This is a genomic window from Acinetobacter sp. M5A5_2a (assembly GCF_053345265.1).
In genome coordinates this window covers 66,933-93,084 of record NZ_JBKEZV010000004.1, presented here as the reverse complement: position 1 = coordinate 93,084, position 26,152 = coordinate 66,933, and the positions used below count along the sequence as shown (strand labels likewise).

Sequence of the window (26,152 nt, the reverse complement as noted above, 5' to 3'; positions counted from 1 at the left end):
CCCATAAAGGTGCATAGATTTGCTAATCGTTATTGTTAGTACTTAAAAAGAAAAAGGGCTACCAATGAGCCCTTTCAAATCAACATAGATTTAAATTACAAACCTAATTTTGCTTTCCATGTTTTCAATAGACCTACTGTATCCAAATCATTTGGATGAAAACCAGGCTTAAAGTAAGCCAGCATTTCTTTAGCCATGCCAGTAATGATACCTTTCGATGGGCTATATGCGTATTTATAAATCACAGATAGCTCATCCAAATTTAACTTTTTATCTTGCTTTAATAGACGAAGTACAAAAGAAGACTGAATCAAGAAAATCAAAGTCATCGCAAATACTAGAGAACTCGTACGTAAAGCATAAGCTTTTACGCCTTTACCAAATACACCTTCGTACACATCAAAAGCTACGGCTTTATGCTCATTTTCTTCGATAGCATGCCAATACCACATCGTTGACATGGTTTCATCTGTCATCAACTCTTGAATATGCTTATTGACTAATAACTGTGAAGCAATGGTAGCGGTAAAATGTTCAAGTGCTGTTGTAGCAGTCAGGTCAACCATTTCTTTTGTCAGGCCAAATGGTTTGACAATTTTTACAAAAGCTTGAATTGCTGTTTGAATCGCTGTATTAGTAAACTTCTCTAATGCTTCAACGTCGTGACCAAACTTTTGAGCGGAGGCATTAAAATTCACATGCTCTTGAGTATGCATTGCTTCTTGCCCAATGAAAGCACTAATCTCTTTCTGAAGCTCTTTATCATCTTTAATAGAGGGGTGATAACGTACAGCCCGTACACTATCAATAAAGAATTTTTCACCTGCCGGAAACAACGCCGACAATGCTGTCATAAAGTGTGTTAGTCCAGCAGAACCATTCATCCAATATTCTGGTACATCATTAAAGTCAAAGTTCATACGACGTACAGGAAAGCTTGCCCCTGCACGATTAGTAATATTCACTTTAGCATTCATACCCAAAGCTCCTTAATAAGTAACCCAAGTTACTCAAACTTTATTGTTCGTTTTCTTGATTCTTATCATACAAATTTAATAAAAAGGATTAAGTGTAAATAAGGACATTGAAATATCAGTTAAGGCCAGCTTTTATCGTGATTGTTAGAAAATTAAATATAAAAAAAGCGCTCTAAAAAGAGCGCTTTTTTTTCACTGAAAGTGCTTATGCAGTTACTTTCGCAACAACACCAGCACCTACAGTACGACCACCTTCACGGATCGCAAAACGTAGACCTGGGTCCATTGCGATTGGGTGGATTAATTCTACTGACATTTCAACGTTGTCGCCTGGCATAACCATTTCAACGCCGTCTTGTAATTGGATTGCGCCAGTTACGTCAGTTGTACGGAAGTAGAACTGTGGACGGTAGCCGTTAAGGAATGGAGTATGACGACCACCTTCTTCTTTAGAAAGTACGTATACTTCTGCATCGAATTTAGTGTGCGGCTTGATTGTACCTGGTTTAGCAAGTACTTGACCACGTTGTACGTCTTCACGCTTAGTACCACGTAGAAGAACACCACAGTTCTCGCCTGCACGACCTTCGTCAAGCAATTTACGGAACATTTCTACGCCAGTAACTGTAGTTGTTTGAGTATCACGGATACCAACGATTTCAACTGATTCGCCTACTTTCACGATACCAGCTTCTACACGACCAGTTACTACTGTACCACGGCCAGAGATAGAGAATACGTCTTCGATTGGCATTAAGAATGCTTTGTCGATAGCACGTTCTGGTTCTGGAATGTAAGAGTCAAGCGCTTCAACAAGAGCAAGAACTGAAGGCTCACCATATTGACCAGCATCGCCTTCTAACGCTTTAAGCGCAGAACCACGGATAACTGGAGTGTCATCACCTGGGAAGTCATAAGTAGAAAGAAGTTCACGAACTTCCATTTCTACTAATTCAAGTAATTCTTCATCATCAACAAGGTCACACTTGTTCAAGAATACGATGATGTAAGGTACACCAACCTGACGAGAAAGAAGGATGTGTTCACGAGTTTGTGGCATTGGACCATCAGTCGCAGCACACACAAGGATCGCGCCGTCCATCTGAGCAGCACCAGTAATCATGTTTTTAACATAATCGGCGTGGCCCGGGCAGTCTACGTGAGCGTAGTGACGGATTGGAGAATCGTATTCTACGTGTGAAGTATTAATTGTAATACCACGTGCTTTTTCTTCAGGTGCTGAGTCGATTTGTGAGTAATCTTTCGCTTCACCGCCGTAAGTTTTTGCACAAATAGTTGCAATCGCAGCAGTTAAAGTTGTTTTACCATGGTCAACGTGACCGATTGTGCCCACGTTTACGTGTGGCTTATTACGTTCAAACTTAGCCTTAGCCATGTTTATAGTCCTCGTTTACGTCGAACACAATTCTGAGTAAGACCCAGCATCGACATATCGCCTAAAAAATCAAACACCCAATACTTGAAAAGCAGACTAATAAGCCTGCTTTTTAAATCTTTGTAGAAAATCTACTAAACTGTATCTGGAGCTCTTATCGAGATTTGAACTCGAGACCTCTCCCTTACCAAGGGAGTGCTCTACCACTGAGCTATAAGAGCGATTATCCTTCGATGGAGCGGGAGACGAGGGTCGAACTCGCGACATGCAGCTTGGAAGGCTGCCGCTCTACCAACTGAGCTACTCCCGCACGATGCTGGTATACTTAGCACTTCAATCGAAGTTAATGGTGGTGAGAGAAGGATTCGAACCTTCGAAACTTTCGTAGCGGAGTTACAGTCCGCCCCCTTTGACCGCTCGGGAATCTCACCACTTCACACTTATTTCAGTGTTATTCTTCACTTAACAACTTCACACTTTTAGATGGTGCCGGCACACGGATTCGAACTGTGGACCTACTGATTACAAGTCAGTTGCTCTACCAACTGAGCTATGCCGGCGCTTCTTAGTGTTTCGTACGTTTCGTATCGGAACGGTGTGCAGTTTAGCAAAACTTCCAAACGATGCAAGTGGTTTTTTTAAAAAAATCGCTAAAAACTCATAAAATCAATCCGTTTGACGATAATTCAACCGCTTTGATCACTGCGCGAGCTTTTATTTGTGTTTCATTCCATTCTGATTCAGGATTTGAGTCTGCAACCAGCCCTGCTCCAGCCTGCACATACACTTTTTTATCACGGATAACACACGTACGGATTGCAATCGACATGTCCATTTCACCATGCCATCCTAAATACCCCACTGCCCCGCCAAAAACGCCTCGCTTAACAGGCTCAACTTCATCAATGATTTCCATTGCACGAATTTTCGGTGCGCCAGATAAAGTACCTGCTGGAAAGGTTGCCTTAAATACATCTAAGGCATCGATATCATCACGAACTTCACCTTGCACATTTGAAACAATGTGCATGACATGCGAATAGCGCTCAATCACCATTTGATCAGTAACTTTGACCTTACCAATTTTAGAAACTCGACCAACATCATTTCGACCAAGGTCAATCAACATTAAATGCTCTGCTATTTCTTTTTCATCAGAAAGTAAATCTTTTTCTAAAGCGATGTCTTCTTCTTTAGTTTTTCCACGCGGTCTTGTACCTGCAAGTGGACGGACTGTCGCAATACCATTTTCTAGTCGAGAAAGAATTTCTGGTGATGATCCTACAATATGGAATGGTTTGTTATCTGTAATTGTTTGACCCTGCACCAAAAACAAATAAGGTGAAGGATTTAAATGGCGTAAAGCACGGTAAACTTGCAAAGCCTCACCATCAAAGTCCGAAACCATACGCTGGCCCGGAACAACCTGCATAACATCGCCCGCTCTAATGTATTCTTTTACCTTCTCGATTGTTTCAAGGAACTTAGCCTTACCCGTAATGGATTCAAAATGAGGCGGTGTATGCGGCTTAGCTTGCAAACTCACTGGTGTAGCTAATAACTGCTCTAATTGATCTAACTTTTGCTGAGCATCTTCATAAGCATTTATCTGCGTTGTATCAGCATGGACAATTAAAAATAAAGTATCTTTAAGGTTATCGAAAACAATCACTGTTTTTGAAAGCATCAACCACAAGTCTGGTAACGCAATTGGATCAGCCGCAGGTACATTCTTTAAGCGTGGTTCAATATAACGAACTGCATCATAGCCCAAATAACCAACTAGCCCGCCAGTAAAACTTGGTAATGCTGGCAGAAGCTCAGCTGGTGGCACTGTAAATTGCTTCTGAAATTCACGAATATATTGAAATGGATCTAGGCAATCTTCTTGTGTGATCGAACCATCAGCATGCTGTATAGACAAGACCCCTGCATTACATGAAAAAACTGTCGATTCGCCTAAACCGATCATGGAGTAGCGCGCCCAGTTTTCACCACCTTCGACAGACTCAAATAAATAAGCTTGTTTTTGGTCCTTAAAACGAGCAAAAACAGATAAAGGTGTTTCCGTATCTGCCAAACGCTGGCGATAAACTGGAATCATGTTGTAACCTGACGCCTTAAGTTGTTCAAATTGCGCTAATGTAGTCATGAATTTTTCTCTAATATGGTTTCGATTTAAAACGGTGTTTTTCTAGTTTCGATTTAGACACGCCATCGAAAAACCATACGCTTATTCATGCTGATCTCCATTTCACTCATTAGATAATTAACTCAGCCAAACTATCAACCACTTGCTGAGGTTGGCAATCATAGATATTTTCTCCATGATTATAGCCATAGCTAACCACAATACAATCAATTCCCGCGCGGCGTGCAGCCTCAATATCATTACTTGAATCGCCAATCATTAGCGCGTGCGAAGCAGATATCTTTAAACTTTGCATACAATGCAACAAAGGCAATGGATGTGGTTTTCTCTCTGGCAAGCTATCACCACCCAGTACAACTTCAAAATAAGAAGAAAGTTCCAATGCATCCAGCAACCCTTGAGCAAGTTGCACAGGCTTATTGGTAACACATGCCATATTTATATTCAAAGCTTTACAATGCTTTAAAAACTCAGTTACTCCAGGATAAATTTGAGTATTTACGCAAAGCTCCGCACCGTATACATCTACAAATTTTTGCAATAAAACTTTATGTTGTTCGGTGTCTAATTTTCCAAATATATGAAGCAAAACACTTTCACAAAGTTTTGAAGCTCCTTTACCCACCCATTCTCGTATTTGTGCTTCAGTTACCGATGGCCAACTTAACGCTTGTAAACTTAAATTCATGGATCGATATAAATCAGCTGCAGAGTCAACTAACGTTCCATCTAGGTCAAATAAAATTAAATCGCGCTTATTTAGTTGTGCAACAGACATCTTCTTATACTCAAAATTAAAAAGGCATGCGTTTAGCATGCCTTGATTGTAAAAGCACCAACAAATTATTTAAAGAACAACCATGCCAATAAAGCTAAGATTACTAAAATAATAATAGTAATCAAACCAACTGAGGCATTCTTCTGTTGCTCTTTTTCTTCAGCAACACGAGAAACAGGCTCCTCAAAGGCAACAGGTGTCTGTTGTGGTTGTGCATTAACATCTATCCCTTCTGGGATAGGGGCAGGTTTTGGAATAGAGATATTCTGCGGCATACCATCGCGACTGATTTCTATTTCAGCAGCACGCTCTGTAAGGCTTGGCATCCCTTGATCGCTTAAATCTTGAGATGGAGCCGTATTTACAGGCTCTGCTTCAATTTCAGGCAAATCCTCTATTTCCTGCACAGGCGCTAATACAGAAAATTTAAAGCTAGCAAATTGAACGATATCACCATCATGCAGCTGTTTTTCTTGCTCAATACTAATATCGTTTATGAATGTGCCATTCGATGAATTAAGGTCTTGCACCCATAGCAATTGATCTTTTAAAAGCAATGCAGCGTGGCGACGTGAAATTTCAGCAGCTTGTAACAACACATCAGCATCTTGATGGCGCCCTACTAACATATCACGATCAATACTAATTTCTTGGCCAGTAATTTCGCCAGTAATTGCTTGTAATTTCCAAGTCATGCGTATGTCCTATTTCACTTTTTATCAATCATAACATGCTACTACGGCGCTGTGCTTGGACGCAGTGTCGTTGTTGTTACTGTATTTTTAGTACGATTAATTTCAGGCTCAGGTAACTGTAAAGTTTGCTTTCGAACCGCAGGCTCTACCGCTACGGGTGTGGTTACTGTCGAGCTTTTTCCACCCGAAGGAACCTGTTGATAATTTTTTGGCTGAGAAGTAACACTTGGCAGTGTCATCTTTTGATTATAGACATCATCGACCTGCTCAGGCAGTTTGGCAAAATTGCCATTTTGATCCATCGCCAATTGCAAGCTGTAAAGCTGATTATAGCGCTGCTGAGACAAACGACGCACATCATTCGCATCACCCACAATTGTTGGATGAATAAAGACAAGAAGATTACGCTTCGTATTACTTCTGCTGTCTGATCTGAATAACCTACCTAGATATGGAATACTGCTTAACCCAGGAATACCTTGACGACTGAGTTCAACATCATCAGACACCAAACCACCTAAAACAACTGTTTGTCCATGCTCGGCCAATACAGCAGTTTTAATAGCACGTTTATTAGTAATTAAATCGGCTGCCTGACCTTTACTGGTCTGAACATTCGAAACTTCTTGCTCAACTTCAAGACGAACCGTACCACCTTCACCGATATGTGGAACAACTTTTAATGTCACTCCGACATCTTTTCGTTCAACAGTTGTGTATGGATTGATACCTGTACTGTTTGTAGTAACCGACCCTGTTACAAATGGAACGTTCTGACCTACAACAATATAAGCCTCTTCATTATCCATAGTCACAATCGATGGTGTCGAAAGTAAATTTGATTTGGTGTTAGCTTTGAGGGCTTGAATTAATGCACCATAAGCCTTACGGGAATTCTCAAAATTACCCACAGCAAAAGTTGCACCATTACCTTTATTGGCACCACCAGCAATAGCGGACGCCGCTCCAGCCGAACCACCAGACAAATAACCAGCAGCAATAGAAGATAAACTTGCACCCACATTACTGAAGCTAAGCAAGCCTATTCCACTAGATAGATCACCTAGCGCCCATTGAATTCCGAGTTGATCTGCATCGTCTCCTGAAACTTCAATAATGGCAGCTTCAATTAACACTTGCTGACGGCGAACATCGAGTTGCTGGATAGCAGATTCAATTTCACGCATTAATTGTGGATCAGCCTTAACCACTAACGAGTTTTGGGCATTATCCGCGATAATGCTCACACCATTTTGGCTAAAGCTAGAGATACTGTTCTGATTGTTGTTATTTGAATTACCATTTAGGTTAATAGATGGAGTAGAAATTGAGCTACCATTTGAACCAGATGTATTTGAGCTGGAATTCTGGTTATTACCCATCAAATTATTAATCGGATTCGATGAGTTAGAAGAATTATTATTACTATTTGACGAAGAAACAGCCTGCCCCGTTACCAGACCTTGTAAAATCTCTGATAAATTTTTTGCACTTGCATATTTCAATCGGAAAACTTTTAAGCCGCCTAAACGGTCTGCCGAAGGCACATCCAACATCTCAATCATGTGGCGAATGCGTTTACGTGTTTCAGGATCACCCTTTACCAAAATACGATTCGTTCGGTTGTCTGCAATAATACGAATACGTGCACCACTAAAATCTTTCGATGCGCCCGTTGCACTCATTGCCTCAAGTTGAGTAATGATTTCTTCCGCTTGGCTCGATTGAAGGCTTATTGCCTCAATATCATTTTGGCCAGTACCATCAAGGTTACGAATGATATTTTCAAGTTGGTAGATATTCGCAGCTCGATCCGAAACAATCAGCGCATTAGTGCCTGCTATCGCAGCCATATGTGCAAATTGCGGCATTAAAGGACGAAGTGCTGGAATTAGGTCATTTGGATTCGTATTTTCAAGCCAAATGACTCGAGTGACGATTTGATCACCACGCAGCCTATTTCTAGAATCGTAAGGAATTCCCGAATTTTTCACATTGCTATCTGGCACCAATTTGATGGTGTTCCCAGAAGGAATTGCCACCACCCCATTTACATTTAAGACCCCAAGAAACAGATCATAAACCTCATCTTTATTGAGTGGTTTATTCGATATTACTGTGACATTGCCACGCACTCGCGGATCTACTGCAAAGTTTTTCCCCGTAATGTCTGCAACTTCATTAATAAATGCAGTTAAGTCAGCATCACGTAAATTGATCTTCCATGTCTGGGCATAGACGCTGCTGCTCACTGTCGCAATCAATGGGGCTGCTGCAAGTAATGCCCAAAGTGGACGTTGATGATTCAATAAAGCCATAACTTGCGATAATTCCTAACTCTTATGGTGACGTGTTATCACTAAAAATTTTGTTGTATGGTCATCACTTGATCACCACGTTTTATTTCTATTTTCACTTGCCCAGCTCGACGAGCTTGTTCAAGTAACTGCACATCCGTTTGTCCTTGCCCAACCGTTTGACCATTTAAAGAAACAATCCGGTCACCCGGCCTTAAACCTAACTTATTTCGAAGCGCAGTGGGTGTACGTTCTGTAACTTCAAAACCTTCACTTGAGTTACCGCTTACACCCATATCACGTAGATATTGTTCACGGTTCCCTTGCATTTGCTGAATAGCCTGTCCAAGCGCTTCTTGAGTCGTATTAACAGGTGCCGATGGTTGAGACGCTGTAGCAGTTGGTTGTGAGGCATCTGGTGTCATGGGTTGATATAAACCGTTTGGCAAACCTTTAAACTGAAGTTCACGAGTACTACCATTACCTTGACGCAATATAACGTGATCCCAATAAACTTCTGCCAACTGATAAGATGTAGAACCTATTGTTTCCCCCACCCGATATCGGTCAGCAGTATTATCAAGCTTAATAACAGCTGAGGAAAAACGGTTCGGATAGCCCACCATCACACCCTGCAATTCTAGGTTGACATTTTCCTGAGCTGCATTGGCTGAAGGTTCATTAAAAATCGAAAAAGTACTAATGTTAGGAATTTGCGGCTGCTGTGATCCCAACTCTACCCGATCGAATTGCATCATTTGGGGAGGGGCAATGACCCACCAAAATAATGAGGCTAATTTCCAACACAGCCATAAAATTAAAAAGGCAAATACGACAACACTTAACCGATCTAATTTTTGCCATTGTAGTTGCTGTAATTTTTCAATCCATACTTTCATTAGCTACCCCCTTGTATTAAGGGTTGGCGAGAGCTAATGACAAAAGTATCTAAACCAGCTTTTCCATCATATGACGGAATATTCAGTAATAATCTTTGTGTAAGCTGCACATCAAGCATCATATTGGCATCTAATAGAAGATTTGCCATTTTTTGACTGCGTTGATCACGTATATCAACCTGTAATTGACCATTTTGATCCGTTAATTGCCCATTTAAAGAAGGCATATTCATCCGGTCTTGACGGTCACCAATATTATAAATTAAAGCACCACCACCCCAATGCAATTGACCATCAACCGCAGCGAAACCTTGCTCTTTTTTATAATTAAAATCAATATCTTTTAACTGGATACTGTTCACAGGCCATTGCCAGTTCACAATTTGTTTTAATGTTTCAGGCGCAATTTGACCATTCATTGCTCTAACAAGTACTTTTTTACCAACACCATAGGCCATTACCCCAGATAATTGGGTATTCCCACTATGGATATCCACATCAGCCGCGAACCTTAATAAAAACAGGTCAAGAGGTCTAGTTTTCCAATGAATCGAGCCTCTCAAAGTACCGCGCCGCCAATCTGCTTGGCCCTGCCAGATATTTCCACTTACATTGTGTAGAGTTTGATTATTCTTTGAAAATTTAGAAATAAGCCACGTCGCTGGGATCTGTAAAATAATAAAAATTAAAAATGCAATGAGGGCAAATAACCACCACTTCCACTGCTTAGACTTTTTCTTCATTCAGCCTTACCAACATGCAAATTATCGTCCTTATTTTGAGAGTAGCTCCCTAGTCTGACATTATGCATACTTTTTCAACATCGCCAATTCACTTCATATAAAAAAACCAAGCAATCAGGCTTGGCTTCTGTATTAAGACTATAAGTTGAACGTATGACAAAATCATGAAAACTGGCTAATCAACCTACTAAATGTACATTTGATCTCAACAATCTATTTAAAGATGAATTTAAACACTCAAATTCTTAAATAATATTTATAGCAAAATTTTAAATATTTTCACGCATAAAAAAGCCAGGCAAATTTGCCTGGCTTTTTAGATCAGCAATACGATTAGATTAAGAAATCTTCAAGTTTTGCGCCTTTTTCAATTTCAGCAACTAACCAGCGTGGTTGTTTACCACGGCCAGTCCAAGTCTCTTCAGAATTGTTTTTGTTACGGTAACGCGGTTCAACAGATTTACGTGTTGTTTTCTTACGTTTTTGAGCACCAAACTCAAGAAGTTGTTCAACACTAAAACCTACATTTTCAGCGATCTCGATAATTTGATTATAAGCATCTTCGATTGCTTGATCTTTTTTACTTACAATTAAAGCTTCAGCTTCTTCTTGTAAACGTTTTAACTCTTCAACAGATAATTCACTGATATCCGGTTTCATTAATAAACACTCCAGTCTTACAGACAATTCAAAATAATACAGACAAAATTTAAAAACATAAAATCAAGACCAATATTATTTATAATCTATTCAATAAGCAATAGTTTGAAAGCCGTGTTCATCAGAATAATCAAAAAAATTACCTTTTAATTACATTATCAATTATAAATGACATATATTTTATTAATATTTATTTAAGATAAATGTATTAAGTCATGTCCAACAGTTTTTTCTAGCTCAATAATTTTTTGTTTTATCTCTTGAGGTATTTCACATTTTCGTTCTGTTAATTTATCTACGCATACCATAACAGCTTCACCCGTAGCTACGATTTGTTGTTGTGTTTCGCTCCATAATATATAAGCCATACGGAATGCACTATTACGGAGCTCTTCCACGCGAACACCAACTTTCAATACATCGGGATAAAAAACGGGCTTTAAGTATTTGCATTGGCTTGAAGCGACAACGGTATATAATTGTGGAGTTAATATATTTATCGCTTCCATATATAAAATACGTGAGCTTTCAATATATCGATAATATTGTACATTATTGACATGACCAAAAGCGTCCATATCTCCCCACGCTACTTTCTGTTCATATATTATCGGGTAGACAGACAGTTCTTTCATTTTTACCTCATATTTTAAATTTTAAAAAATTCGCATCATTTTCAAAGATTAGGTTTAACTGATTGATTAACACTTCATCTTCTTTAAGGGTAGACTTAATACGCAAATAGCTCATTAAAATATTATCTGGATATAATGTTAATAATGTTTCAGCCTCTGCTTGACGTCCAGTTGCCATATAGACATGCCATTTTGCAAAAGTTAAAACTGGCAAATTCATATATTGATTTTCAAGCTCAATAATTTTTTCTTCGACATCAGCATAGTCTGGAACCTGTTTAAGCAATTGTTGCTGAAACCACAGGTAAAACACTTCTGGATCAAACTGCTCTTTTAATAAGTGTAGTGTTAAGGCTGCATGCTGCATGCTCATATCAGGCATACGTGCTAATAGTTTGAGCCATAACAACTTACTGCTATAAGGTCGAGTTTGAATCTCAGACTCCAAATCTAGATAACGTTGTTGCAATGCTTGTAAGTCATCAATAGAAGCTTGATCAAATTGCTGAAGGAGCTGCTGCAACCATAAATCACGGTGTTCAGCATCTAATAATCCATACTTCATTGACCGTAAATATACCCATGGATGTTGCAGCGCTAATTGCCCCCATAACGCAGTTAATCTTTGCTGGTAGGCGGTTTCTATTTCCTCAAGCCAAGGCGATAACTGATGCTGGTATAAAAATTCAAGATGAGTTAATGCACGATCAGATTCATTTTGGGCTAAAAAGATTTCGATTCGCTCTAACTCTGCCAATTCAAATGCCATTGGCGGTGACTGATCTAAAGCAGCTAATGCTTTTGGGTAGTCTCCACTTAAAACCAGAAACTTGGCATCAATAATATTTTTTAAAAGTCCTGATTGAGTAAAAACACGTTCAATAAATACACGTTGGTCTTCGGCAGCCTCTAATAACCAAACAATACCTAATTGCTCATAGGGATGAAGGTTTTTAAACTGGAAGATGTTTTCACTTTTTCTTTGCTCACGAGAGGAATAACGTTTAATCCAAAGCCATACGAGTTGTGCAATAAAACTCACTACCACAAAAGCAAGCGTTAATCCCCAGACATTTGTTTGCAACTGCAATTGTCGCCAGTAGATATAGACATACCCCATTCCATAGCCATAACTAAATAAAGCTAAAGCTGCAAAGAGTATTAAGCTAATTACGAAATAAACCGACAGGAGGTGTTTCATATCTCCTCCTTATGAGCCAATTAGACCAAGTGTAGATAATTTAGGAACAGGCACTACCGATAAATGTGCCACTTTAGCAATACGTTTTTTTAACTGCTGACTCGTTGCATCAGGCATTTCATCTAGCTTTTGCATCACAGACTGCAACTCGTTTTGGTACTCTGTCATTTTCCCTTCATTGAGTGCCTGTTCAGCAATTAATAATCTTAATTGCACTTCTTTGAGCACTACACTTCGATTCATTAAATTAATAGACGGCGTTTCTACTTTTTCTATACGGAACCATTTCTTCCACCAAGATACAGATTCGGACTGATCCATCTCAAGTTTAGGCTGAGCTAAGGCTTGCTGAATATTTTTATCAATCGTCTGTAATAAATCATCAATCAATTGATGGCGTTGATTTTGGGCCAATGTGAATTGTTGAACCGCCTGTTTATCCTGCTCAAGCGATTGGTTCAAGCTATGTTGCAATGCAGGTGCAATTTCATAGTGTAGAAGAGATTGCTGTAACTGGTTTAATTGATCAACTGCGTAAATCAATTGTTGCTGATCAATTGCAAATTGAATTAAATCTAACTTTTGTTTAATTAAAACTGTAGGGGCAATACCCATCGGCGGGACTTCTAAATGGCTGGCCGGACTCAGTTTATTCCCTGTATTTACAGGTTGATTCTGTAATTGTCGCTGTAAAGCAACCAATTGATCATTTAGATTGGCATAGTGCTGTTCTGATTGAAGCAAACTTTGCTTAAGCTCGGGAACAGTACGAGAAATTTGCCACATATCGTAACTGAGCTTAGCCAACCAAGCCATGCCCAGTAAAATGATGATAGAAACAAGTTTTCTCATACGAATCCTTATAATGCCTGAATGTGATGAATCATCCCCGAAGGCGATAAATTTTCAAGTTGAATAATGTGAAAATGAGCCTGTTGCTGATCGCGATATTCTTTAACAATTTGAAAAAGACGTGGCCCTAAAACCAAATATACACAATCAGGTTGTACATTATTTTTTGAACAAAGCTCTAACCAATACTTCCAGCTCGCCTCACTGGTAATTAAGACCAGCCATTTGTTTAAATTATAATTTGAATTCTGTGTCAGGTGTTTGAATGTGGAATATGAGGCTTCTGGACACTGCCGATGATATAAAACGAAATTTAAAATCTGGATGCCTTGATGCTGCAAAGTCTCCATCATAAATTGACGGCCACCTTCTCCTCGCCAAAAAGCGACGCTACCAGCTTGTTTCATATTATGGAGAATAGGTAGATTTAACATCCCCTCAGAGGTTTCAACATCTGGAATATGTGCTTCTATTCCATATTCATTTAGACAATTGGCCGTTGACTGCCCAACGGCAATCCACTGAATATGCTTCAAGTCAGATAGTTTTAAACCGCTTTGCAGTAAATACTTCATCCCCACATCAACGGCGGTTGGGCTCACTACAACTATAGCTTGTGCTTTAACTAATTGTTGGTAAAGCTGAAGTAAATGTTCGGAAAAGGGTTTAGCAACGAGTTCTAAAAGAGGTAAAGACTCAACCTGATAACCTTCATTTTGCAAAACTTCTGTTAATTCTGCAGCCCGAGAATCAGGTCGAGTATTAATAAACAACATAGCTTAGTAGAGAGCCTTTAATAGCTCACCAGCGCCCTGATCAAGTAAGTTTCGAGCAAGGTTTTCACCCAATTGCTGAGCATTGCTGGCTTCATCTGTCAGTTCAGCACGTAATAATGTTTGACCATCGGCACTTCCGACACGACCTTCAATATGGATTTGTCCATTTTGTAGTGTGGCATAACCTGCAATTGGTACCTGACAACCGCCTTCTAGATAGGCATTAAAGGCACGCTCAGCACGCACACAAACATCTGTTTCTTGATGTAATAACGGTTGAATTAAAGCCAATACTTCGTTGTCAGCCGCACGGCATTCCAAACCCAATGCACCTTGACCCACAGCAGGTAAGCTAATGTCTGGTGTTAAACAATGACGAATACGCTCTGACAACCCTAAGCGCTTCAAACCAGCACTAGCCAAAATAATCGCGTCATATTGACCATCATCTAGCTTCCCTAAACGTGTTCCAACATTTCCACGCAAATCAATAATTTGCAAATCAGGGCGTTGTTTTAAAATCTGAGATTTACGACGTAAACTTGATGTACCAACTTTTGCACCTTGAGGTAGGTCAGCAAATTTTTCAAATTGATTTGAAACGAAAGCATCTAATGGATCTTCACGTTCACAAATTACCGCCAAGGTTAAACCTTCTGGCAAAGCCATCGGGACATCTTTCATTGAATGTACGGCTAAATCTGCACGCCCATCTAAAAGTGCTGCTTCTAACTCTTTAACAAACAGCCCTTTCCCACCAATTTTTGCTAAAGGCGTATCTAAGATTTTATCGCCCTGCGTGACAAATTTAACCAACTCCACCGTTAAATCCGGGTGAAGCTCCTGTAATCGGGCACGAATATATTCTGCCTGCCAAAGAGCAAGTGGGCTTTGTCGTGTAGCAATTTTCAAGGTTTTCATAAATTCAAGCATGGGCTGGTCAAACAATACACCCTAAACTTAACTTGATCCCTTAAAATTGCAAGTAAAATCTCGCACGTCCAAGATAACTCTTTTTAAGTTTAGAGCTGATGAATTCGGTCTCTAAGCATAGATAAATGTCGACGGCTCACCGAAAGTCGTTCATCTAAACCACGTAATCGAACCTGATATTGTCCCGAACTGACCAACTCCAACCCATCTAAATATGCAACTGCAACCAAAGCATTGCGATGAATGCGAATGAATTGATCTGCAAATTCGGTTTCAAGCTCTTTTAATGTTTCATCAATTAATACACTGCCATTTTGATGACGCACCGTGACATATTTCTGATCTGCTAAAAAATAATAAATATTCTCAACAGGAATCAGCTCAACCCCACGATAGGTTTTTGCGGCAATTTGATGTCGCTGTGTTTTTAGATCATGTAAAAAATCATGTTGTGGCAAAGTATTGAGCTGTGCTCGAGTAAGCTGAGTCAGTTGACTAAAAACTTGTTCAAGTTCTTGAGGGTCGATCGGTTTAAGAAGATAAGCTTGAGCCTGAGATTTAAACGCTTCCAATGCATGTTGATCATAGGCTGTACAAAATACAATCGCAGGTCTAGGGTTCAGCTGACTTAACTGTTCTGCACAGACAAGACCATTCATACCTGGCATTTGAATATCAAGTAAAATTACATCCGGTTGATGAAGCCGCGCCTGTTCCAAGGCTTCCTGTCCATGATGAGCCGTTGATACAACTTCATGTCCCATCTTTGAAACTAAACGTGATAATCGCTCCACTGCAAGTGGTTCGTCATCACAAATCAGCACCTTCATTCATCCTCCTTGTCACCGTTAACTTGATCCATTTTTTTATGGTTAACTCTGACTAACTTATTATTTTGTTTGATATTGATAGCTCATAATGGTGGTATATAAGGTTTCACCTTTATAAACCTGAAATCTAACGGAGTTCCCATAATATGCTTTCAGGCGTTGTTTTACATTTTCAAGCGCGATTCCATGCCCTTTCCGTGAATTTATTGTATCGTCTGTATATGGGTTGGTAATGACTATACTGACCTGATTTTGCAATATTTCAACCAATACCCCTATGGTTGCCTTACCTATCATTGGTTCTACCCCATGAAAAATACTATTCTCTAACAAAGGTTGTAATGTCAATAAAGGAATGGTGATCTGTTTCAGTTGCACAGGTGAAAGTTCAATTTTCCAATCTACGTTTAAACGCTCTCCCAAACGTACCTGCTCAATCATTAAATATTGTTTACTCAGCTCAATTTCTTCATGCAGGCTCACCAATTTCAACTCTTGGAAGCTTGCGCGAAATAAACGTGACAGGCTAATCAACATACCTTCTGCTTTATCTGGGTCTATCGCAATTAAGCTCACCACATTATTTAAACTATTAAATAAAAAATGGGGATGAATCCGCGCTTGCATAGCCTGAATACGGGCATTTAACTCTGCATATTGTTGATGTAGCCATTGCTCTCTCACATAGAGATAGCGCAAGCAGAAAGCCCCCAGTAATATCCCGTAGCTTAGATATAAAGGCACATTGGTAAAATAAATGCTCCAGTCCTGTGTTAAAGAAGCATGTTTATTTAAAAGACCAAACTGAAAAAAATTACTTATTAAGGTCGTCCAAACAACAATACCTTGCAGCATGACAAAACCGATAGCCAAGGCAAATTCTTGACGTAAGCTGCTATAAAAACCTTGAAAGCGTTCAACCAAGGCAAAAAACGACAATATTACCCAGTTAATAAAAACGATGTATTGTAAAAGGCGTCCACCGCTTAATGCTTGCCATGACTGAGCTTCAGCCAGTGCCAAAACCAGTGCCAAAATGTTACTTGCGATAATTAATTCGAATAAGTGTTGCCAACGCCCGTTTTTCGTAAAAAAATAGGAGGAATTTTGATTTCGGTATGCTGTAGGAAACAACTTTGTTTGTTGAGCTTCGGCAAGTGATATACTCTTTTTTATTTTACTGAGCCACCATGACCACATCTTCAAATCCCCCTAATTCAGTAACCCCAGACCAAACCTCAGGTATGTGGGGTGGTCGTTTTTCTGAAGCGACGGATGCTTTTGTAGCCGAATTTACCGCCTCTGTTCAGTTTGACCAGCGTTTTTATAAACAAGACATCGCTGGTTCGATTGCGCATGCTACCATGCTTGCGAAAGTTGGCGTACTCACAGAAGCAGAACGCGATGACATTATTGAAGGTTTAAGCACCATTCGCTCAGAAATTGAGGCTGGAACCTTTGAATGGCGCATCGATCTTGAAGATGTTCACATGAACATTGAATCACGTTTGACTCAACGTATTGGTATTACAGGTAAAAAATTACACACTGGTCGTAGCCGTAACGATCAGGTTGCAACCGATATTCGTCTTTACCTACGTGACGAAATTGATGATATTTTAAAATTATTAGAGCGCTTACAAAAAGGCTTGTTAGGCTTAGCTGCCAAAAATGTAAACACCATTATGCCTGGCTTCACCCATCTACAAACTGCACAGCCAGTGACTTTTGGTCATCACCTGTTAGCATGGTTTGAAATGTTAGTGCGTGACTCTGAGCGTCTTCAAGATTGCCGTAAGCGTGTTAACCGTCTGCCACTTGGTTCTGCCGCTCTTGCCGGCACAACTTATCCGATTGACCGCGCTTACACAGCAGAGTTATTAGGCTTTGAAGCTGTATGTGAAAACTCTCTTGATGCTGTATCTGACCGTGACTTTGCCATTGAGTTTAATGCAGCTGCGTCTTTAATTATGATGCACTTATCACGTATGTCAGAAGAACTGATTCTTTGGACTTCTGCACAGTTCAAATTTGTGAATATTCCTGATCGTTTCTGTACTGGTTCTTCAATCATGCCACAGAAGAAAAATCCGGATGTTCCTGAACTGATTCGTGGTAAATCAGGTCGTGTATTTGGTGACTTAATTAGCTTACTTACGCTAATGAAAGGTCAACCATTGGCGTACAACAAAGACAACCAAGAAGATAAAGAACCTTTATTTGATGCAATCGATACGGTTCGTGGTTCACTCATGGCTTTCGCAGACATGATTCCTGCATTGGTTCCAAATATTGAAATTATGCGTGAAGCTGCACTTCGTGGATTCTCTACCGCAACCGATCTTGCTGACTATTTAGTGAAAAAAGGCGTTGCTTTCCGTGATGCGCATGAAATTGTAGGTAAAGCAGTTGCATTAGGCGTAGCTGAAGAAAAAGATTTATCTGAATTAACACTTGAGCAATTACAACAATTCTCTGACTTAATCACAGCAGATGTGTTTGATAAAGCTCTAACACTAGAAGCTTCAGTAAATGCACGTGATCATATTGGTGGAACTTCACCAAAACAGGTAGAAGCTGCAATTGCTCGTGCCCATACACGTTTAGAACAGTTATACGCTTAAGGATAAAACATGAGTCGACAAGTATTTTGCCGCAAATATCAAAAGGAAATGGAAGGTCTAGACTTCGCTCCATTCCCTGGTGCTAAAGGCCAAGATTTTTTTGAAAATGTTTCTAAGCAAGCATGGCAAGAATGGTTACAACACCAAACAACGCTGATTAATGAAAAACGCTTAAATGTGTTTGAACCCGAAGCGAAGAAGTTTCTTGAAGAACAACGTGAGAAGTTTTTCAATAATGATGAAAGCGTAGAAAAAGCTGAAGGCTGGAAACCAGAATAATCGGTTTGTTTGAGCTTACTCATCATTAAAAAGGCGGGTCTATGTATATAGACCCGCCTTTTTTTACGTGAAACTTACACAAGCATAAAAAGCCTTACATAGAGCGAACAGGACTCTACATGACATAAAAAAGCGAAGAACTTAATATCTATTCATAGCAAGAAGAACACGATCCCTGTCGTGTTTATGCACTTGATTTTCTGTCCTGAACTTCCCCCCAAAGTTCGGGACATTTTTTTATCTATTATTTTAAAAAATAAAAAAGCCTTGTTTCAAACAAGGCCTTTAAATATTTCAGCTCAAGATTACTTTTCGTGGACTTTAGCTTCAATTTCTTCAATTTTGGTATGGCGGGCATCAAAGCCTTTTGCCATGTAAATCACTTGCTCAGCGATGTTACGGGCATGGTCACCAATACGCTCTAAAGAACGCAGAACCCACATCACATTAATTACACGAGCAATATGACGTGGATCTTCAATCATATAAGTCATTAAAGTACGTGTTGCTGACTGGTATTCACGATCAATGTCAGCATCGGCTAAAAGTACACGTAAAGCTTGATCTGCATCTAAACGTGCAAAAGCATCAAGTGCATCATGAATCATGACACGAACTTGGTTACCAATATGACGTGTTTCCATGTAGCCACGAGGCGAACCACCCTCTTCACAAAGGTTCTGTGCAATACGAGCAATTTTTGCAGCTTCATCACCAATACGCTCAAGGTCAGTATTGGCTTTGCTCATCGCAATAACCATACGCAAGTCGATCGCTGCCGGATGACGACGTGCCAAAATTAGCGTAAGACCTTCATCAATATCACGTTCATATTGATTCACGGCGTTATCTTTAAATTGAACATCAATCGCTAAATTTGCATCTGTATCAAGCAAGGCATGAATTGCGTTCGCCACCTGTTGTTCGACCAAGCCACCCATGGTCATGAACTTTGTGTTTACATCTTGCAAATCTTCATTAAATTGAGAAGAAATATGATGGCTTAACACCGGATTACTTGGACTCAAGGGAAGCCTCCAACATGATGGCGCAGGAATAAAATGATTGAGCATTAGAACACAGCAATCATTAAGTTTTTATGACAAAATTAAAATTCAGATAAAAGCTTTTTTTTGCTCACTGATAGGTTAGCCAGCTGTTTAATTCGACCAGATCTTTTTCGCCTAACTGGCCTACCGCAGCTTTTAACCGAAGTACATTTAATAAGTAGTCATATTGACTATTAAGATAATCCTGTTTTGCCGAAAAAGCATTACGCTGCGCTAATAAAACATCAACCATACTTTTTAAGCCTTCGTTATAACTCGCTTTAGAAGCTTGAGAAACAAGCGAAGATGAATCCATTGCAGCTTTTCGTGCTTCGAGTTTTGCTTGGTCTGTATCTACCTGCATGTAAGCACTTTTCACATCAACATTGGCACGACGAATAGCTGCATCAAGTTGTGCCTGAGCTTTACTAGCCTCTACAGTTGCTTTTTTAATTGATGTTTTAGTACGCCCACCATTAAATAAATTCCAGTTCATTTCCACACCGACCTGATCAAATTTTCCATCAGTCGAGATGAGGGTCTCTGGGGTCTGTTTGGTATAACCATAGCTCGCCACAGCATCTATTTGAGGATAAAGCGCAGCTTTTTCCACACGGCGCTGATCCTCACTATATTGTTGCTGTAAACGTGCTTGTTGAATCTTTAAGTTTTTTTGCTGGGCCAAAGAAAGCCAATCATTAAGCTGGGCTGGATAAGGTTTTTGAAAATTAAAATCACCACGCAATACTGCAAGCTTATCTTGATAAGAACCAATATATTCGGAAAGCTGTTCTTGAGCTAAAAGTAATTGAACATTGGTTGAAATACGATTGGCTCTGGCATTTTGATATTGAGCATTTGCCTCACTCACATCACTACGCGCCACCAAACCCTCTTTGAGCTTGGCATTCATCATATTGAGTTGTTCAAGCAAAGCTTTTTCTTCTTGTAAGTATGCAACACTAAGAGCTTGCTGACGCAGCACATTAAAGTAGGCTTCTGCTACATTTAAAACATGGTCTTGTTTTTGCAATCTTAAAGTGATTTCACTTAAGGCAACCGAGGTTTTAACTTGCTTATAACCTTCCCAAGCATCCATTCGAAATAGTGGCTGACGTGCAGTTAAAGTCGCTTGACGAGTAGTAGACGTATTACTCACCAAGGCATCTGAAAGCCCTTCCTGATCAACTCCAGGAAAATTAGAACGCTTCACCGTTTGTCGATTACGAGTAATATTTCCTGACAATGTGACCGTTGGTAATAGGGCACCAGTTGCCAAGCCTAAATTAAGTTGATCTGCTTCAAATTGTTGTTGATTGGCTTGCCATGTTGGGTCATTTTGTTTTGCGCGCTCATAAGCTTCAACTAAATCTAGAGCAAAACTCGAAGATGCAAAACTCCAAAGGCCAACAGCGACCATTAATTTTATTTTCATTGTTCAAATCAACGATAAAACTTGCCTTTAAGACTAAGAAAAATTCCAAGCAAACTCAAGCCATTAAAAGTTTTAGTTTTTTAAACGTTCTCATTTTTTGACAATATTAAAATACAGAGGAAAATCAAAAACATGCCTATCCAACCCAACCATGAAATATGCTCACCAACCAACATGATGGCAAAAAGCGCGGCAACTAGAGGTTCAAATAAAGTTAAGGTCGTCGCTTTACTGGCATTTACTGTTTTTAGACCAAAGCCGAAAAGTAAATAACCCAAAAACATAGGAATCAGCATCATATACCCAGCAACAAGTAAATTGGTTGAACTTTGCAACAACCCTCCACCTGTAACCAGTAAAGTAGGAAGCAAAATAACTGCCCCACCACCCATAATCATGCCCATTGCAGCTTTAGCATCAACACCCCGATCTATTAATCTTTTAGCAGCCCATGAATAAAGTGAATAAGTTGTAGCCGCGACAAGCCCAAGAAAAATACCGAAGATTTTATTCCATTCATTTGTACCCTCTTGGACCGCATGGTTTTCACCCATGGATAACAAACTTACGCCAATAACACCAAAAATAAAACTTAAGAACCAGATCGCTGACAAAGACTTCCGATCAAAAAATCGTTCTAAAATTGCTGCGATCAGTGGCGCTGCACCAATAGAAACCACGGTGCCAATCGTAATTCCTGCATAATGCATTGAGGAATAAAAGGCCAAAGGATAAATACCAACTGCCGCAACACCTAAAAGCAGTATTAGAAGGTTTTGCCTTATAAATTGACGGTTTTCTCGAATAGCCCGCGATGCAACCAAAGCTTGTAAAAGACCTCCGCCACCCATAGCCACAGCACCAATGGCGAGTGGTCCAAGTGTTGGTGCAAATGCGGCAGCAGTACCCGTTGTTCCCCATAAAACAGAGGCAACTAAAATTGCAATTGTGCCACCATAACTACTATTTTTAATGAGGCTAATCATGTTGGCCTTCTCTCTTTAGAAGATCTGCTGCCATTTGTCTTGCTAATAGAAGCTGACGACTACTTCCTTCCAACCCTGCTCTTGCCATAGAACCTTCTAAAAGAAAGGAAAGCTGTGTAGCCACGTAGCTAACGCGCTGCGAGTCTGGTATTAATTTTTTTAAATGTTCAGCAACAATAGCTTCAACCTCTTCTTTATGCTGTCTAACAGAACTTCGCCCTACACTATTCGCTGGAAACTCAGCCGCAGCATTCAATAACCCACATCCTCGAAAGCCTTTTTCATAGGCAAATTCCGCATGGTCTTGATAGGCATCAAACACTGCCAAAATAGCTTCTGTAGCTGATTTGGTTTGTTCTAAACGGTTTTGGTAAAGATCAAGCCACTCCTGATGCCGCGCAGCAATGTAGGCATCGACAAGCTCACCTTTTGAAGAAAAATTATTATAAAGCGACATCTTAGCAACATCCGCTTTAGCCGTAACCGAGTTAATTCCAGTTGCAGTAATGCCATCGTTATAAAACAAAGTTGCTGCTGCATCGAGAATTTTCTGTCTTGCTGTTTTATCATTCATAGTTTTATTTTTAAGTAGACCGATCTACCTAATAATAAAGATTTCTAACAATGATGCAATCTTTTTCCGAGTTATAATTTGAGCAATGTTCACTTCGATAAAAATACAATGATGAAAAAATTTCTAATGATGAGTGTATGCAGCGCACTACTTTTATCTGGATGTAATAAAACATCGCAGCAAGATCAAGCTGTTTCTAAAGAGCAAAAATCAACTGAACAAAAGCCAGAAAGCAAACCAGATAACAGCTGCATACAGATCAATGCCGCAATACAGAAGATTAATCAGAACAGTAAAATAGAAGACTTAAATCAAATTAACGAGAAGCTGAAAACATGTGTTTCATCTTTAAAGAATGATGAGCAGCTTAAGCTTATTAACGCCTCAACTACCATGTATCAACGTTTTCTAAAGCAAGACTACACTGACAAAACAGCCAGAGCTTTTGAAGCTTTTGGCTATGCTGTTTTAGAACATAAACAACGAGACCCTAAAAAAGTCATTCAAAGCCAGAAAAAATTATTCGACCAACTTAGTCCACGTGACCAATACTTACTTCAACATAATGGTGAAGCCTATATTGACCTCCTTTATCAAGGCGAAGGCATGTTTACCTATCGACGTCAGCCAAACTATCTAGTCGATGTTTTTTCTAAAGCCTTAACCGCGGACCAAAAAGAGTTCTTAACTCGTATGGCCAAAGACAATCAGGATATTTTCTATAACGATGGAGCTTTGGCTGTTTCGTGGAAAGAACTTACTGAACGCGCGCTGTTTTGGGAAAAATTTATTCAAAAATATCCAAAAAGCCACTTTATTGGTGATGCAAAACTACTCTTTAACGAATATCGCTATTTTATTTTCTTTGGCCTAGATAACACCCCTGTTTCAGATGAATATGCACCAAACACATGGTTTGATAAAGATGCTCTTGAACAAATCCGTTTTCTATCTACACAAAACCAATCGAGTTTAGCAAAACCTGCCCAGCAATTTCTTAAATTTATTGCCACGCCTGTAGAAGAGCGCAATAAGCAATTTAAAATAGATTTAACTGAGAAAAATGGCGATAAGAAATCAAATTATCAGATTACCCATGAACAACTTGAGCAGCTATTAAAATTTGATTCGCCATGGAACACAGAAGTCTATCGTGACTGCCATATAGATGCGGTTTGTATAGATACAAATTGACAATGCCAGCCAACCTAAATCATGTTAGTCTGTAATTCGCTTGACGGAGCGCGAGTAATAGCTCGCTGAGATTGTGTAAATTTCGTGTTATCGCAACACAAGTTTGATCACAAGTACCGTTGAACCTGATCAGGTTAAGACCTGCGTAGGAATCAAGCCATCTAAAAACTAAAGCCTCAAATTTATCTAGTAAAGATAAATCCGCCATCGTTTTTGGTCGTGCTTGATTCGTTGATGTTATTCATAAGGATCATGTAATGAACCAGTTAACGAATCTCTCTTCTGTTGAAATTTCAGCGCAACATGAACAAGATGCAAAAGATTTAACTCGCATCTTACCCGCTTCAAAAAAAGTTTATATTGAAGGCTCTCGCCCTGACATTCAGGTTCCAATGCGGGAAATTTCTCTCACCGATACCCCTACTGGTCTTGGTGGCGAACATAATCCCCCTGTAATGGTCTATGACACTTCAGGTGTTTATACCGACCCAAATGTTCAAATTGATTTAGACAAAGGTTTACCTTCAGTTCGCCAAAACTGGATTGAAGAACGTAACGATACTGACGTACTTTCTGGTTTAACTTCAACGTTTGGTCAGGAACGTTTAAAAGATATCCGTACCGCAGATATTCGCTTTGCCCACATTCAAAACCCACGCCGTGCCAAAGCTGGTAAAAATGTCTCTCAAATGCACTATGCCAAGCAAGGTATTATCACACCTGAAATGGAATATATTGCAATTCGCGAAAATCAGCGCCAGCGTGAAGGTGTTGATACGCGCCAGCATCCGGGCCAAAATTTTGGTGCAAAAAATTTAAAAGAAATTACACCTGAATTTGTTCGCCAAGAAGTTGCTGAAGGTCGCGCGATCATTCCTGCAAACATTAACCACCCAGAACTTGAGCCAATGATTATTGGCCGTAACTTCTTGGTTAAAATTAATGCCAACATTGGTAACTCAGCGCTTGGTTCTTCAATTGATGAAGAAGTTGCCAAAATGACATGGGCAACCCGTTGGGGTGCTGACACCATTATGGATTTGTCGACAGGTAAAAACATTCATGAAACACGTGAATGGATTATTCGTAACTCACCTGTTCCAATCGGCACCGTGCCAATTTATCAAGCACTAGAAAAAGTGGATGGCGTTGCAGAGGACCTGACTTGGGAAATATTTAAAGACACGCTCATCGAACAAGCTGAACAAGGCGTTGACTACTTCACGATTCACGCAGGCGTATTACTTCGCTACGTACCACTCACCGCAAACCGTTTGACCGGTATTGTGTCTCGTGGTGGTTCAATCATGGCGCAGTGGTGTTTAGCGCATCATGAAGAAAACTTCTTATACACACATTTCGATGAAATCTGTGAAATCATGAAAGCCTACGATGTTTCATTTAGCTTAGGCGATGGCCTACGTCCGGGCTGTATCCAAGACGCAAATGACGAAGCACAATTCAGTGAGCTTAAAACACTCGGTGAACTCACTCATCGTGCATGGGAACATGATGTTCAAGTCATGATTGAAGGCCCTGGTCACGTACCAATGCACATGATTAAAGAAAACATGGACTTGCAGCTAGAAGTTTGTAAAGAAGCGCCATTCTATACGCTTGGGCCTTTAACGACTGATATCGCTCCGGGTTATGACCATATTACATCTGCAATTGGTGCAGCCATGATTGGTTGGTATGGTACAGCGATGCTTTGTTATGTGACACCAAAAGAACACTTGGGTTTACCAAACAAAAAAGATGTTAAAGACGGAATTATTACCTACAAGCTTGCGGCTCACGCGGCTGATCTTGCTAAAGGACATCCGGGTGCACAGGTTCGCGATAATGCCTTATCAAAAGCTCGTTTTGAATTCCGTTGGGATGATCAGTTCAACCTAAGTCTGGACCCTGACACAGCTCGTAGTATGCATGATGAAACCTTACCAAAAGAGGCTCACAAATCTGCACACTTTTGCTCAATGTGTGGACCAAAGTTCTGCTCGATGAAAATCACCCAGAATGTTCGCGACTATGCCAACAACCTCACCAATATTAATACAGAGGTTGAAGAAGGCCTCAAAACCATGAAAGAGGTTTATCAAGAACAAGGACAAAAACTGTATCACAAAGTGTAAATATTCAAAAAAAACACTTGCCTAGCCATGATTCTCAGTTAGGATGAAATAA

24 protein-coding genes, 4 tRNA genes and 1 riboswitch are annotated in these 26,152 nt (G+C 39.8%); of the genes, 4 read left to right on the top strand and 24 right to left on the bottom strand.

What is annotated here, in order from left to right:
• Window positions 1-95: 95 nt before the first annotated feature.
• The 20 genes from ACLBWE_RS07225 to ACLBWE_RS07130 form a co-directional block, all read right to left on the bottom strand.
• On the bottom strand, window positions 96-977 hold the full coding sequence (locus ACLBWE_RS07225; RefSeq protein WP_447601991.1) for a metal-dependent hydrolase: 882 nt from the start codon (window positions 975-977) through the stop codon (window positions 96-98).
• Between the two features lie 205 nt (window positions 978-1,182).
• A complete protein-coding gene (gene tuf, locus ACLBWE_RS07220) occupies window positions 1,183-2,373 on the bottom strand; it encodes an elongation factor Tu (protein ID WP_004640736.1) in 1,191 nt (396 codons plus the stop codon).
• 146 nt (window positions 2,374-2,519) lie between these two features.
• A tRNA-Thr gene (locus tag ACLBWE_RS07215) sits at window positions 2,520-2,594 on the bottom strand.
• A gap of 13 nt (window positions 2,595-2,607) precedes the next feature.
• Window positions 2,608-2,683: transfer RNA gene (locus ACLBWE_RS07210), tRNA-Gly, on the bottom strand.
• A 37-nt stretch (window positions 2,684-2,720) separates the two neighbouring features.
• Window positions 2,721-2,804: transfer RNA gene (locus ACLBWE_RS07205), tRNA-Tyr, on the bottom strand.
• A 53-nt stretch (window positions 2,805-2,857) separates the two neighbouring features.
• A tRNA-Thr gene (locus ACLBWE_RS07200) sits at window positions 2,858-2,933 on the bottom strand.
• 98 nt (window positions 2,934-3,031) lie between these two features.
• Entirely contained in the window at window positions 3,032-4,525 is a 1,494-nt protein-coding gene (gene trpE / locus ACLBWE_RS07195) for an anthranilate synthase component I (protein WP_447601989.1), read from the bottom strand.
• A 109-nt stretch (window positions 4,526-4,634) separates the two neighbouring features.
• Window positions 4,635-5,303 (bottom strand): phosphoglycolate phosphatase, encoded by a 669-nt coding sequence (locus ACLBWE_RS07190; RefSeq protein ID WP_348951556.1) that lies wholly within the window; start codon window positions 5,301-5,303, stop codon window positions 4,635-4,637.
• A 65-nt stretch (window positions 5,304-5,368) separates the two neighbouring features.
• On the bottom strand, window positions 5,369-5,998 hold the full coding sequence (locus ACLBWE_RS07185) for an FHA domain-containing protein (protein WP_447601986.1): 630 nt from the start codon (window positions 5,996-5,998) through the stop codon (window positions 5,369-5,371).
• Window positions 5,999-6,039: 41 nt separating this feature from the next.
• On the bottom strand, window positions 6,040-8,316 hold the full coding sequence (gspD, locus tag ACLBWE_RS07180) for a type II secretion system secretin GspD (protein WP_080026182.1): 2,277 nt from the start codon (window positions 8,314-8,316) through the stop codon (window positions 6,040-6,042).
• Window positions 8,317-8,357: 41 nt separating this feature from the next.
• A complete protein-coding gene (locus ACLBWE_RS07175) occupies window positions 8,358-9,194 on the bottom strand; it encodes a type II secretion system protein N (RefSeq protein ID WP_198497093.1) in 837 nt (278 codons plus the stop codon).
• Window positions 9,194-9,937 (bottom strand): type II secretion system protein N, encoded by a 744-nt coding sequence (gene gspN, locus ACLBWE_RS07170; RefSeq protein WP_151744780.1) that lies wholly within the window; start codon window positions 9,935-9,937, stop codon window positions 9,194-9,196. The genes ACLBWE_RS07175 and gspN overlap by 1 nt, the downstream gene beginning before the upstream one ends.
• A gap of 333 nt (window positions 9,938-10,270) precedes the next feature.
• A complete protein-coding gene (locus ACLBWE_RS07165; protein ID WP_003654486.1) occupies window positions 10,271-10,597 on the bottom strand; it encodes an H-NS histone family protein in 327 nt (108 codons plus the stop codon).
• A gap of 194 nt (window positions 10,598-10,791) precedes the next feature.
• The gene (locus ACLBWE_RS07160) at window positions 10,792-11,232 is read right to left on the bottom strand and encodes an acyl-CoA thioesterase (RefSeq protein WP_003654484.1); all 441 of its coding nucleotides are present in this window, start codon (window positions 11,230-11,232) and stop codon (window positions 10,792-10,794) included.
• Window positions 11,233-11,239: 7 nt separating this feature from the next.
• A complete protein-coding gene (locus ACLBWE_RS07155) occupies window positions 11,240-12,433 on the bottom strand; it encodes a heme biosynthesis protein HemY (RefSeq protein ID WP_447601982.1) in 1,194 nt (397 codons plus the stop codon).
• Window positions 12,434-12,442: 9 nt separating this feature from the next.
• Complete coding sequence (locus ACLBWE_RS07150) at window positions 12,443-13,285, bottom strand: hypothetical protein (RefSeq protein WP_045437275.1); 843 nt, start codon at window positions 13,283-13,285, stop codon at window positions 12,443-12,445.
• Window positions 13,286-13,293: 8 nt separating this feature from the next.
• The gene (locus ACLBWE_RS07145) at window positions 13,294-14,061 is read right to left on the bottom strand and encodes a uroporphyrinogen-III synthase (RefSeq protein WP_045437272.1); all 768 of its coding nucleotides are present in this window, start codon (window positions 14,059-14,061) and stop codon (window positions 13,294-13,296) included.
• Between the two features lie 3 nt (window positions 14,062-14,064).
• On the bottom strand, window positions 14,065-14,982 hold the full coding sequence (gene hemC / locus ACLBWE_RS07140; RefSeq protein ID WP_035362332.1) for a hydroxymethylbilane synthase: 918 nt from the start codon (window positions 14,980-14,982) through the stop codon (window positions 14,065-14,067).
• A gap of 101 nt (window positions 14,983-15,083) precedes the next feature.
• The gene (locus ACLBWE_RS07135; RefSeq protein WP_447601979.1) at window positions 15,084-15,824 is read right to left on the bottom strand and encodes a LytR/AlgR family response regulator transcription factor; all 741 of its coding nucleotides are present in this window, start codon (window positions 15,822-15,824) and stop codon (window positions 15,084-15,086) included.
• A gap of 60 nt (window positions 15,825-15,884) precedes the next feature.
• Window positions 15,885-17,024, bottom strand: a complete 1,140-nt coding sequence (locus ACLBWE_RS07130; protein WP_447601977.1) for a sensor histidine kinase — start codon at window positions 17,022-17,024, stop codon at window positions 15,885-15,887.
• On the opposite strand from ACLBWE_RS07130, the gene argH reads away from it, so the two are divergent.
• Together argH and ACLBWE_RS07120 are read left to right on the top strand one after the other, a co-directional pair.
• On the top strand, window positions 17,015-18,448 hold the full coding sequence (argH, locus tag ACLBWE_RS07125) for an argininosuccinate lyase (RefSeq protein ID WP_017387747.1): 1,434 nt from the start codon (window positions 17,015-17,017) through the stop codon (window positions 18,446-18,448). The genes ACLBWE_RS07130 and argH overlap by 10 nt on opposite strands.
• Window positions 18,449-18,457: 9 nt before the next feature.
• Window positions 18,458-18,727: an oxidative damage protection protein gene (locus ACLBWE_RS07120; protein ID WP_000089995.1), complete on the top strand. Its 270-nt coding sequence runs from the start codon at window positions 18,458-18,460 to the stop codon at window positions 18,725-18,727.
• A gap of 305 nt (window positions 18,728-19,032) precedes the next feature.
• Here ACLBWE_RS07120 and phoU read toward each other — a convergent pair whose 3' ends face one another.
• The 4 genes from phoU to ACLBWE_RS07100 all read right to left on the bottom strand — a co-directional run bounded on the left by phoU (window position 19,033) and on the right by ACLBWE_RS07100 (window position 22,771).
• A complete protein-coding gene (gene phoU, locus ACLBWE_RS07115; RefSeq protein ID WP_003654470.1) occupies window positions 19,033-19,755 on the bottom strand; it encodes a phosphate signaling complex protein PhoU in 723 nt (240 codons plus the stop codon).
• Between the two features lie 109 nt (window positions 19,756-19,864).
• Window positions 19,865-21,211, bottom strand: a complete 1,347-nt coding sequence (abuO, locus tag ACLBWE_RS07110) for a multidrug efflux outer membrane protein AbuO (RefSeq protein ID WP_447601974.1) — start codon at window positions 21,209-21,211, stop codon at window positions 19,865-19,867.
• Window positions 21,212-21,291: 80 nt separating this feature from the next.
• Window positions 21,292-22,197: a DMT family transporter gene (locus ACLBWE_RS07105; protein ID WP_447601972.1), complete on the bottom strand. Its 906-nt coding sequence runs from the start codon at window positions 22,195-22,197 to the stop codon at window positions 21,292-21,294.
• Window positions 22,190-22,771 (bottom strand): TetR/AcrR family transcriptional regulator, encoded by a 582-nt coding sequence (locus ACLBWE_RS07100; RefSeq protein ID WP_447601970.1) that lies wholly within the window; start codon window positions 22,769-22,771, stop codon window positions 22,190-22,192. The genes ACLBWE_RS07105 and ACLBWE_RS07100 overlap by 8 nt, the downstream gene beginning before the upstream one ends.
• Window positions 22,772-22,879: 108 nt before the next feature.
• On the opposite strand from ACLBWE_RS07100, the gene ACLBWE_RS07095 reads away from it, so the two are divergent.
• Both ACLBWE_RS07095 and thiC read left to right on the top strand, forming a co-directional pair.
• The gene (locus ACLBWE_RS07095; RefSeq protein ID WP_447601968.1) at window positions 22,880-23,965 is read left to right on the top strand and encodes a hypothetical protein; all 1,086 of its coding nucleotides are present in this window, start codon (window positions 22,880-22,882) and stop codon (window positions 23,963-23,965) included.
• A gap of 34 nt (window positions 23,966-23,999) precedes the next feature.
• Window positions 24,000-24,134, top strand: a riboswitch (TPP riboswitch).
• 88 nt (window positions 24,135-24,222) lie between these two features.
• Entirely contained in the window at window positions 24,223-26,100 is a 1,878-nt protein-coding gene (gene thiC, locus ACLBWE_RS07090) for a phosphomethylpyrimidine synthase ThiC (protein WP_003654459.1), read from the top strand.
• Window positions 26,101-26,152 lie beyond the last annotated feature (52 nt).